At 26.9% G+C, this 12,085-nt stretch carries 10 protein-coding genes and 1 CRISPR repeat array; all 10 genes read left to right on the forward strand.

The genetic code is table 11. The annotated features are described in order from the left end of the window. The first annotated feature begins 560 nt into the window (after window positions 1-560). A complete protein-coding gene (locus tag MBORA_RS06505; protein ID WP_063720412.1) occupies window positions 561-917 on the forward strand; it encodes a hypothetical protein in 357 nt (118 codons plus the stop codon). A gap of 74 nt (window positions 918-991) precedes the next feature. Beyond that, a complete protein-coding gene (gene cas10 / locus MBORA_RS06510; RefSeq protein WP_082853395.1) occupies window positions 992-3,463 on the forward strand; it encodes a type III-A CRISPR-associated protein Cas10/Csm1 in 2,472 nt (823 codons plus the stop codon). A gap of 4 nt (window positions 3,464-3,467) precedes the next feature. Then, complete coding sequence (gene csm2, locus MBORA_RS06515) at window positions 3,468-3,923, forward strand: type III-A CRISPR-associated protein Csm2 (RefSeq protein WP_042694878.1); 456 nt, start codon at window positions 3,468-3,470, stop codon at window positions 3,921-3,923. A gap of 2 nt (window positions 3,924-3,925) precedes the next feature. Beyond that, window positions 3,926-4,654, forward strand: coding sequence for a type III-A CRISPR-associated RAMP protein Csm3 (gene csm3, locus MBORA_RS06520; protein ID WP_042694876.1), 729 nt, complete (start codon window positions 3,926-3,928; stop codon window positions 4,652-4,654). A 12-nt stretch (window positions 4,655-4,666) separates the two neighbouring features. After that, window positions 4,667-5,605, forward strand: coding sequence for a type III-A CRISPR-associated RAMP protein Csm4 (gene csm4 / locus MBORA_RS06525; RefSeq protein ID WP_063720413.1), 939 nt, complete (start codon window positions 4,667-4,669; stop codon window positions 5,603-5,605). Next, window positions 5,605-6,735, forward strand: coding sequence for a type III-A CRISPR-associated RAMP protein Csm5 (gene csm5 / locus MBORA_RS06530; protein ID WP_063720414.1), 1,131 nt, complete (start codon window positions 5,605-5,607; stop codon window positions 6,733-6,735). The genes csm4 and csm5 overlap by 1 nt, the downstream gene beginning before the upstream one ends. 1 nt (window position 6,736) lies before the next feature. Further along, window positions 6,737-8,065 (forward strand): TIGR02710 family CRISPR-associated CARF protein, encoded by a 1,329-nt coding sequence (locus MBORA_RS06535; protein WP_042694874.1) that lies wholly within the window; start codon window positions 6,737-6,739, stop codon window positions 8,063-8,065. Between the two features lies 1 nt (window position 8,066). Beyond that, a complete protein-coding gene (locus MBORA_RS06540) occupies window positions 8,067-8,732 on the forward strand; it encodes a CRISPR-associated endonuclease Cas6 (RefSeq protein ID WP_042694873.1) in 666 nt (221 codons plus the stop codon). Beyond that, window positions 8,732-9,013 carry a CRISPR-associated endonuclease Cas2 gene (cas2, locus tag MBORA_RS06545; protein WP_042694872.1) on the forward strand — a complete coding sequence of 94 codons (282 nt, stop codon included), beginning with the start codon at window positions 8,732-8,734 and terminating at the stop codon, window positions 9,011-9,013. The genes MBORA_RS06540 and cas2 overlap by 1 nt, the downstream gene beginning before the upstream one ends. Beyond that, window positions 9,010-10,014, forward strand: coding sequence for a CRISPR-associated endonuclease Cas1 (cas1, locus tag MBORA_RS06550; RefSeq protein ID WP_042694871.1), 1,005 nt, complete (start codon window positions 9,010-9,012; stop codon window positions 10,012-10,014). The genes cas2 and cas1 overlap by 4 nt, the downstream gene beginning before the upstream one ends. A 310-nt stretch (window positions 10,015-10,324) precedes the next feature. Further along, window positions 10,325-11,815: a CRISPR direct-repeat array (repeat unit 37 nt; unit sequence ATTGCAAAGTTAATTCCATAAAAACAAGGATTGTAGC). Window positions 11,816-12,085 lie beyond the last annotated feature (270 nt).

Raw genomic sequence — 12,085 nt, forward strand, 5'->3', positions numbered from 1 at the left:
AGATAGACTGTACGCCGTATCATAAACGACCATTTTTGAATGAAACATAGAAATCCAAAGAATGGAAGTTCAATTTAATTTTTGAAATTCAAATTTAATAAAAATTACGATTGAAAACAATCAAAAATATGTAAAAAAAATAAAAGAACCAAAGAACTCTAAAATAAAAACCAAAACCAAATTAACTTAAAAATAGAAGAAACAAGAAAAATTACGAAAAAATGGATTTATTGACAAACCCCTTAAAAAAGATTTTAATTGGAGAATTTTGTACTTAGAATCTGGTTTGGCTGTTAAGGTAAAAATAAAAAGATATGAATGCCATGACTGTAAAAAGAAAATGTCAATCAGAATTCTCTAAATTATTATAAATATTGCAATTTTTCAAAATAATACTATAATAAAGCAAAAAGATTACCTCCAACATGGGGTGGAAATCATATAAGAAATCTTAAAAATGATTTTAATGAGTTATTATCATTATAATATCTTCTTTATGAATTCATTATAAAAATTACATATTTTTTGGTGATTCATTATATAAAAATATTTTAGAAGCCATGCAATCTAAAATTAATAAAACAGTAAATATCTTGAATTATTTAACCAACAAACTTTTAAAAAAGCAATTAGTTTATATTGATTTATTAAAAAATGAATTAAAAGGTTTTCCTAAACTTTTATCTGAATATTTGAATAAAAACTTTTTCTCACAATATAGAAAATTTCTAAAATTCTTAGAAAATCCTTTTAAAGGAAAATTAGAAGGAATTAATAATAAAATAGAAAATTATTTGGGCAATACATTAGATAAACACTCAAAAAAAATTTATAGAACTCCTGAAGGTATGTTTGCTTATATTATGTCAAGAAAAAATGGTTGGATCGAAAACCGAAATCAAGACATAACAAATTGACAGTTCCATTTAGGTAGATTTAAATATTAATAATACACAATTTAATAATATTAATATAATGGAGGTAACCTTTAATGGATGATTATCAAATTTTAAAATTTGCAAGTCTTTTTCATGACATTGGTAAGTTTTACCAGCGTGCCGATAATTTAGGGAAGGGTGGTCATATGTATGATGATAAGTACAAAGATGCTGATTTTGGTAAAACTGGTGCTCATTCTAAATGGTCGGCGGATTTTTTAAATTCCAACTTTGACGATTTAGTTGAAAATTTAGCACTTTATCACCATAATCCTTCTGCTTCTGATTTTAAAGAACTTTGTCAAATGCTTCAAAAAGCCGACCATCATTCATCTAAAGAAAGAATAGAATCTGTAGACAAGTCCGATGTGTTACTTACGCCACTAACATCTATTTTTTCAAGAATTTCTCTAAATGATAAAATTTGTGATGAAAAATATGTACCTTTAATTGAACTTAATTTTAGTAATTCTCTTAATCCTAGAGATAGGAATGTTAAGGAGGGTTGGAATTTAGTTCCTGAATATAAGAATCTTTGGAATAAATTTAAAAAGGAATTTGAAACATTAAATAGTGAAGATTTTGAAAGTGTTTTAGCTGTTTTGAGAAAGTACACATCAACTATTCCTGCAGCAGTTTATACTTCTGAAAGTGATATTTCTCTTTATGATCACTTAAAAACAACCACTGCTATTGCAAATTGCAGATATTTATTTTCAAAAGAAGAAAAACTGCATCAAAAAAATAATCAGAAAGTATATAAAATAATTAATGGTGATATTTCGGGAATTCAAAACTTTATTTATAGGGTCAATTCGCCTGAAGATGCTCCAAGTGGTATGAGTAAACGTTTAAGAGGAAGATCACTTTACTTAACATTGCTTTGTGAAGCTATTGCAAATAAGATAGTTCTTGATTTAAATCTTGATTCAACTAATATTTTATTCTGTGGTGGTGGACGATTTACAATCATTGCTCCAAACACTAAGAAAACAGATGAAATTATTCGTGAAATCGACTTTAAAATCAATGAATTTTTTATTAAGAAATTTAATGCAGAATTATACTTAGCTTTGGTTTCAACACCCGTTTGTGGAGACGATTTGGGAAACTTTTCTAAGGTGTTATCTAAACTTACAGCTCTTTTAAATGAAAATAAAAAACATAAATTCCATAATCATTTAGCAAACATTTTTAAAATAGAAGATGAAGTTAATTATGAGGTTTGTGCAGTTTGTGGAAATGAAGCTCCTAGGGATGATTTCTGCAGTGAATGTCATAGTCATGAGGATTTAGGTAAATCTGTTGCAAATGCAAAATATTTAATTAAATATGTTTCTAATGAGGAAATTCCAGAATCAGATTTTTATATAGACTTTTTAAACATAGGATATTTATTTAAAAGAAACAAAACTGATGTAATTAAGCTTGTTGATAAATATTATGATATTGATTTTACAATTTCTAAGTTAAATGACACTAATTTCTTGGATATTAAGGATGATATTTCTAATAAAAATGTTTCATTTGATTTTAAGGTATTTGCAAACAATGTTCCAAATATTAAAGGAAAACCATTATACTTCAACCACCTGGCTCAACTTTCAAAAGGGGCAAATAAACTTGGTGTTTTAAAAATGGATGTGGATAACCTTGGTAGGATATTCTCACAAGGTTTTAATCATTTAGGCGAAGGTGGAGCAAGTATTTCCAGAATTTCTTCGCTTAGTTTTTATATGGATTTATTCTTTTCAGGTCGGATAAACCAAATTTTATCTGGATTTAAATTCTATACTGATACTCATGGGCATGATGAGTTATTTAGAAAGATTGAAATAAAATTCGATGATGAAAGTGTTGAGACACTTTATAGGCCAATTGGACTTTTACCAGATGAATTTGAAAAATTAGGTTCATCAACAATTCATATTAATTACTCTGGAGGAGATGATTTATTAGTAGTGGGACCTTATGATGATATTATTCAATTTGCACAAGAATTTAGAGATAACTTTAAAACTTGGGCTGCAAATAACGAATCTATAAATATCTCAGGAGGAATTACAATTGTTTCTCCAAAATTCCCAATCGGAAAAGCAGCTATTATGGCTGATGATGAACTAGAAAAATCAAAAGATTGTGGGAGAGATAAATTAACAGTATTTGGAGAGATTTTATCTTGGAAATCAAAAGATAATTATAAAGGATTTGATGAATTATTTGAATTTGGTAATTATTTGGAAGATTTATATAATAAAAAATTCATATCAAAGGGATTTATTTATTCACTTCTAAAAATATGGAATTCAAAATCTAAGGTTAAACAATTGTCTATTTATGATGAAAAATCATGGAATAATAATATTTTTGAAAAAAAATCCACGAAAGCTTTTGTTCCATTGTTGATGTATAAATTAAGATTAATTAATGATAAAGATATTCGTGATGATTTAGCTAAAAAAGGAATTAAATACATGCCATGGATTAAACTTCCAGTTTCATGGTCTAGTTTGAGATTAAGGTGATAAAATGCCTAATGGTAGAAATAATAGAAATAATAGGAATAATAATTCAGATATGGAAATAAAAGAGGTTATTAGTCAAATAGGATCTTTTAATCAATTAAAAGATATTGAAATGAAAAAATTAGTTGATGATAAAAACGGTTTTGCATATAAAATTGCTAAATATTCAAAAAATGAAAATATTAAAACAAATCAATTAAGAAAGTTTTTTGGTGCTATTCGAAAGATGGAAAGTGAAGAGTCTTGGGAAAAAATTGAACCAGAATTTTACTTACTTAAACCAAGAATGGCTGTTGGTGTTGGGAGAAATACTATTAAAAAACCATTTTACAATGTAATTGTTGCAGCTATGAATAAAGTTAATGTTGGAAGCGATGAAGATAAATTAGAAAATTTTAAAATTTTCGTTGAATTTTTTGAAGCTATTGTAGCTTATCATAAGTTTTTAGGAGGAGATTAAGAATGTTTATAGAAAATTATGTAATTGGTGGAACTATTTTATGTAAAACAGGTCTTCACATTGGTGGTTCAAGTGATAATATTGATATTGGGGGGTCTGATAATCCTGTAATTAGAGATAGTGTTTCTGGTCTTCCATATATTCCAGGTTCTTCTCTTAAAGGTAAACTCAGATCTCTTTTAGAGTTAAGTGATAAAAAATCTGCAGAAAGTGTTATTAGAAACAGAGGAAAAGTTGCAACTGATAAAACTTGTATTGCTTCTAAATTATTTGGAGTATCTGCAGAACAAGGTAACACTGAGTTAAAATTCCCTACAAGAACAATTGTCCGTGATTCATATCCAACCGAGGAAACATTAGAATTATGGAGAGAATCTCAAGATTTATTAAACGGTACAGAATTAAAATATGAAAACACTATTAATAGAATAGATTCATCTGCAAACCCAAGAAATATTGAAAGAGTACCTAAAAACTCTAGATTTTCTTTTGAAATAATTTTCTCAAAGTACGAAGATGATGATGTAAATATTATTAAACTTTTAGAAGCAATTAAATTACTTGAAGATAATTATCTTGGAGGATCTGGAAGTCGAGGATTTGGTCAAGTAGTATTTGAAAATATTAGTATTTCTAAAAGAAATGTTGAATATTATGTAGAAGATAGCAAAGAAGATGTTATTATTGAAAATAGTACAATAAAAGAAGCTATTGAAGCAGTTAGAAATTAAGGGGGCAAAATAATGTTGGTTTATATTAAACCGTTATCTATGTTTCCTAAACTACATTCAGATACATTATTTGGTGCTTTAACCTCAGCTATTAATGAATTATTTCCAGATAAAATTGATGAAATGATAAGCGAATTTAAAAATTCTAATCCTCCATTTTTAATTTCATCAACATTTCCATTTATAGATATTAATGGTGATAAAAAAAGATTTTTACCAAAAATTATATTAAATACAGATTTTGGCGAAGTTAAGAATGTTAATCTAATTAAGGAGTATAAAAAAGTAGATTACCTAGAAGAGGAAATATTTTTGGACATTATTAATGGGAAGTTATCTGAAGTTGATATTTTAAATAATTTTGATAATTATCATAAGCTTGGTAATTTATTAATGAAAAAAGATTATGATATGGAAATTATATCTAAAAAAAATATTTTACCTAATAATAGTGTTAATCGTTTAACTAATGAAACTGAAGCTATATTTTATAGTGAAGGTCTTGAATTTGGTAATTTAGCTTTGTTTTTCTTTGTTGAAATTTTAAATGATGAATACGATAATATTATAAAATCAGCTATTAAATTTCTAAAAGACCGTGGATTTGGAAAAGATATTTCAACTGGAAAAGGCCAATTTGATTATGAACTTGAAGATATAGCTTTAAATAATTTACATGGAAATACTGGTGATAAATTTATAACCTTATCAAGATTCATTCCAACGGGTGATGATTTAGGAAAAATAATTGCCGATGCTAATTATGAAATAGGCTCAAAAAGAGGTAGGGATAAATCTGGAGAAATCAGAAAACAAGTTAGATTTTTCAAAGAAGGTTCTACCTTTAGAAACTCAAAAGAAATCTATGGTCAAATTGTGGATTCTGGTAAAATCGCATCAGCTATTGAATATGGGTATGCATTTGCACTAAAATATAATGAGGGAGTATAATGAGTGATATTAAAAAATATAAAATTGATATAAAAACATTATCTCCAGTTCATATTGGTTCTGGTGAAAGCTATACTGCTGCAGAGTATGTTTCAGGAAAAGCAAAAGGAAAAAATGGTTCAATTCCGATATTTAAAAGAATAAACTTATCAAAATATTTTTTATCTTTAGATGATGATAAAAAGGATGATTTAATTAGTAATTTATCTAATCAGAATTTTTCTTTAAAATCTTTTGATGATAAAATATCTAATGATTTTAAACTTTATTTATCTTATGATAGGTGTAAAGAAGAAATTAAACCAAGTCAAGAAATTGAAGAGAATATTAAAACATTAAATGAATTGTATATTCCAGGATCGTCTCTTAAAGGAGCCATTAAGAGTGCACTACTTTATAATTCAATTTCCAGAAACGATGTTCCAAAAATTGTTAGGGATGTTATTAACAGGGGGCGAGTTAATAGATGGGATTATGAAAGATTTATTAATGATATTTTTTCATCAGATACACTTAGAAATAAAGCTCAAGGAAGTATAATGAAGTTTATGCAAATTGCAGATTCAAATACTGCTAAAGTCCCAGCTGTTTATGATGTTGTTTCTGTAATGGCAAATGAAAGAGGTCAAAATCAATTATATAAGCGAGGAACAATTGTTAGAAGTTTTTTAGAAACCATTCCTCCTAATAAAAAACTCGAAACAACATTAACAACAAACTTTAATGATGAAACTTATGCACATCTAAATCTTAGAGGAAAAAATAAGTTTTTAGATATTTCTCATATTAAAAAATCAATTTATAAGTTTTCTAAAGCTTATATTGATTATGAATTAGAATTTTCTAAAAAATATAGAATCAATTATTTAGAAAAATTCTATAAGAGTATTAAAGATAAAAACACAATTGATACTCCTCTTTTAAAGATTGGTGCAGGTTCTGGATTTTTAGCTACAACAATTGCTCTTAAAATCAAAGAATATGATGAATACAAATTTGAAGACTACTTTGAAAGAGTAAGGGTTGCGACTAGTGGAAATAGTTATAATTTTGAATATCCAAAATCTAGAAAAGTAATATCGAAAGGAGGAAAACCATTAGGTTGGGTTCAATTAACTTTTGAGGAATAATATGGATGATAGAGCATTAATTTTAAGTTGTGGAGGTTCTCCTGAACCTCTTATTTATTGTATCAAAGAATATGAACCAGATTTTATATACTTTTTATGTTCTTATAACTCAAAGGGGATAGCTGAAGATATTGTAAATGAATTAAGTATTCCTGAAGATAAATATTCCTTAAAAATGGTTAAAAACCATGAAAGTTTAGATGAATCCTTTGCAAAATCTCGAGAAATTATTAAAGAATTACAAAAGAACTATTCTCAAGTTCATATTGATTTTACTGGAGGTACAAAACCATTGGTTTCAGGATTAGTTCTTGCAGCTATTGGAGAAAAATGTACATATACCTATGTTGGTTCAATTGATGAAAAAGCAAGGGATAAAAAAGGTTTAGGTATTGTTAAATCAGGATTTGAAAAGATAAAAGAACAAAAAGACCCTTATGATGTTTATGCAGTAATGGAATTTGAAAAGGGCATGGAATTTTTTGATAAATATCAATTTTCAGCAGCTAAAACAAATTTCATTGAAGCAAGTAAAAAATTAGAATCTAATAATTTAAGGGAAATAGCAAAGCTTTATATTAGAATTGTTCATATTTATGATAAATGGGATAAATTCGATAATTTAACTGATGAGCATAAGACATTGAATAATGAATTATCTTTGATTTTGAATGATATTTGTAATTCTTTAAATCTTAAGAATAATTTAAACCATAGTTTTATTTCTCAGATTAAAAATAATATAGAATTTTTAAAATTAAAAATTTCAAAAAGAGGTAAGATTAAACCTTCTGATGCCCCTTACTATTTGCCTGATTTATTAAATAATTCTCTAAGAAGAATTGAGGAAGGTAAATATGATGATGCAGTTGCTAGATTATACAGATCAATTGAACTTATAGCTCAAGTTAAATTAACAGATAAAAAAATTATTAATGTTCATGTTTTAGAATCAAATAAACAGTTTAAAATAGATCGTAGAGAGTTAAATTCTGTACCTAATGTTAATTTTGGGAAACTATTTAACATCCATGAGTATAAAAATTCACAAAGCTCTAAAGATAAGACTTTTAAAGTTGGACTTAAAAGTAGTTATCGTATATTGGACTGTTTAGGTTCTTCTTTTGCTAAGGAATACTTAGAAGATGAAGATATTGGAAAAAATTTAGATTCAAGAAATGCTTCTATTTTAGCGCATGGTTTAAAAACAATAAATAAAAAAACTGCAGACAATTTATACAATCAAGTTTTTAAATATGCTAAAAAAGCTTTTCCAGAATTAGAAAAATATATGGAAATGTCCAAATTCCCAAAATTTTCAACTGATTAATATGAAATACGATATTGCAACATTAACTTTAAAAACAGATCATAAAATTAGGTCAGGTGCAAATAAACTAAGAGGATACATTGGAAATGAATTTAAAGAGTATTCTCTTTTACATAATCATTATTCTAATGATAAACATTTATTAACTTATCCTTTAGTTCAGTATAAAGTTATTGATGGAGATGCAATAATTTTGGGTGTTGATGATGGTGCTGATTTAATTAAAGATATTTCATCTCAAATTAATGAATTGGATTTAAATGGGAGATATAAAATTATAGAAAAAACTCTTCAAGAAAAAGAAGTGGATATTAAGCCTTCTTCAGAAGAAAAACATTATAAATTTATAACTCCATGGTTAGGTTTAAATCAGGTAAATTACCAAAAATATTCTAATTTAACTGAATGGAAGGATAAAAAAGAATTATTAAATAAAATACTTGTTGGAAATTTACTTTCAATGTCAAAAGGGTTGGGAATAATTGTTAATAAGAGACTATATGCAAAAACTCACTTTGACATAAAACAAGTTAAATACAAATCTGTGGTAATGAATGCATTTGTTGGTGAATTTAAAGTTCATTATAATATTCCGGATTATTTTGGGCTTGGAAAAGGAGTTAGTCATGGATTTGGTTGTGTAAAACAAATTGAAAATGATGAGTAATGTTAACTATTGTAAGTTATGATATATCTGATAATACAACTAGATTACATTTCATTAAACGATTACAATATTTTGGATTAAAACGACTTCAAAAATCAGTTTTTATAGGTTATATGCTCCCAAAAGATCGATTAGATTTAGCTAGTGAATTTGAAGAATATTTATCATCTCCGAAAGATAGTATTGTGCTATTTCCATTATGTGGAAATTGTAAAAGTTCTATTTTACTTGATGGGGAAGTTGAAATTCCTGAAAGTGATTTAAAATACAGATTTCTATGAGATTAATCATTGATGGATTTGGAAAATCTGTTTCAAGAAGAGACAATCAAATTATTGTAAAAGAAAATGGAAGTGAAATAGATTATTTTCTCGCTAGTGAACTAAAACAAATCATAATTCTGGGAAAAGGAGCTATAACATTTGATGCAATAGCACTTTTAGCTAAAAATAATGTAGATTTAATAGCAGTTGATTGGAAAGGGAATATTCAATACAGATTAGCTTCTAAAGAACATAACAATGTTCAAATTAGAAAACAACAATATTTATCTTTAAATGATTTGAGAAGTGGATATTTAGCAAAAAAATTCATAGAATCAAAAATTAAAAATCAAAAAGCTACAATAGGCACATTATCTAAATCTAGAGGGGGAATAGATTATTTAATCGAAAAGAGAGAAAAATTAGATAATCTTTTAAATGCTCTTTTAAAAATTGAAAATAAACCTTCTGAAAAAATAAGATCTGAAATTTTTGGTATAGAAGGAGTGGCTTCACATGAATACTGGGAAGCTTTTCGATATGTTATTAATGATGAATATGATTTTTTAAAAAGAAGTGGTAAAGGAGCACCAGATATTGTAAATGCAATGCTTAACTATTCTTATGCAATACTAGCTAGTGAAATATTAAAAGCATTACATATTTCAGGGCTTGATCCTTATCAAGGATTTCTACATGCAGATAGGTATGGTAGAACAAGTTTAGTTTTTGATTTAATGGAAGAATTTAGACAACAAATAGTTGACAAATCAGTTTTAAAATTAATTAACTTAGGTCAAATTAAAAAAGATGATTTTGGAGTGAAAGAAGGTAAAATTTTTATCAAAGAACCATGTAGAAAATTACTGATTAAAACAGTTCTTGATAAACTTAACAATGAAATTACATTTGAAGGATATAAAAATAACTATTCTAATTTTATAGCTATTGAATCACAACATATTGTGGAATTTTTACTTTACAATAAACAGTATAAGACGTTTTATCTAAGATGGTAAAATTGCGTAAACCTCAAAATATTTACTTAACAATAAAATTTTGTTAATTTTTACCTAAAATTTATTTTTAATAATTCTTTTTTAATTAATTAATTGTATATACTTTGGAATTATATTACTTGTTTTAGGTAAAATTTGTTGTTGATTTTATTTTTTAGCTATTTTTTAATAAAATTTTAATTAGAAACTTATTTATAGTACGCGTGCATATCTTTATATAGACTTTTACTTTTTTTTATTTGCACATGAAAGTCTAAAATCACAGAGATTTGTGGTAGCTATTGTCTGAAATGATAGGATTTTCGACGCTATTGCAAAGTTAATTCCATAAAAACAAGGATTGTAGCTGATGAAGCTAGAATTGCTGAATTAGCGATAGATAAATTGCAAAGTTAATTCCATAAAAACAAGGATTGTAGCACTTTATTATTTGATTCATTTTTTAATGAATTCGAATTGCAAAGTTAATTCCATAAAAACAAGGATTGTAGCCCCATCAACCTCCAAGTTTCCCTAGGAGTCAACCGATTGCAAAGTTAATTCCATAAAAACAAGGATTGTAGCATTTTTTGCTAATAGTCATAACCATTTGGTTTTAAAATTGCAAAGTTAATTCCATAAAAACAAGGATTGTAGCTTGGCGACTTCTTCCTCGCTTAATTTTCCTACTATTATTGCAAAGTTAATTCCATAAAAACAAGGATTGTAGCTCCTTGCTATTCATTTTTTCACCAACTACGCGGGGATTGCAAAGTTAATTCCATAAAAACAAGGATTGTAGCTGAGGCGACAGGCGAGAAAAATAAACCCCATTTAAAATTGCAAAGTTAATTCCATAAAAACAAGGATTGTAGCATGTCCAGTCTCAGATGGTCAACTGCAGAAATTTTTATTGCAAAGTTAATTCCATAAAAACAAGGATTGTAGCCTTATCAGCGCATGTAATACCGTATTCGGCTAAAGAGATTGCAAAGTTAATTCCATAAAAACAAGGATTGTAGCCCCCTTTCTTCTCTTCTATTCTTCTGTTCCTCCAGGATTGCAAAGTTAATTCCATAAAAACAAGGATTGTGGCCCTTAAATTCCTTATTATTCGTTTTTTTCACCAACTATTGCAAAGTTAATTCCATAAAAACAAGGATTGTGGCTTTATAGTGAAGAATATATAAGATTGGTTAATTTAATTGCAAAGTTAATTCCATAAAAACAAGGATTGTGGCAATAAATAGGTTTTTGTTGTATATATATATTGCTATATTGCAAAGTTAATTCCATAAAAACAAGGATTGTGGTTAAAGTCTTTTAATAGCTTTTTTGAGGGTTTTGAGATTGCAAAGTTAATTCCATAAAAACAAGGATTGTGGTGATGAATAAGATAATAAAATTTTCAAATTCTCTTTATTGCAAAGTTAATTCCATAAAAACAAGGATTGTGGCCTAGAAGACGATATAGAATAACTAACTCAAACCCAAATTGCAAAGTTAATTCCATAAAAACAAGGATTGTGGCTAATAAACCGATAATGAACCCTAAACTAGAATTGTTATTGCAAAGTTAATTCCATAAAAACAAGGATTGTGGCAAAATCCATTGACTGTTAATATCTGTTCCTAATTCGATTGCAAAGTTAATTCCATAAAAACAAGGATTGTGGCAGGAATAGGTTGGGATTTGGTTTTAACTGACATTCCTATTGCAAAGTTAATTCCATAAAAACAAGGATTGTGGCCCCTATGGAGGACATCCTCCACACACACCATCACATTGCAAAGTTAATTCCATAAAAACAAGGATTGTGGAATCTTAGCAATATGTTTATCATAAACTTGTTAAAAACATTGCAAAACTAATTCCATAAAAATAGATATAATACTCATTAAATCAGTTTATATAATTTAAATTAAATGGGTAATGTTATCATAGTAAAAGATTTTTCTAATTCAAAGGGGTTTGTCAATAAATCCATTTTTTCGTAATTTTTCTTGTTTCTTCTATTTTTAAGTTAATTTGGTTTTGGTTTTTATTTTAGAGTTCTTTGGTTCTTTTATTTTTTTTACATGTTTTTGATTG

Origin of the sequence: Methanobrevibacter oralis, assembly GCF_001639275.1 — an archaeon.
Classification (GTDB): Archaea; Methanobacteriota; Methanobacteria; order Methanobacteriales; family Methanobacteriaceae; genus Methanocatella; species Methanocatella oralis.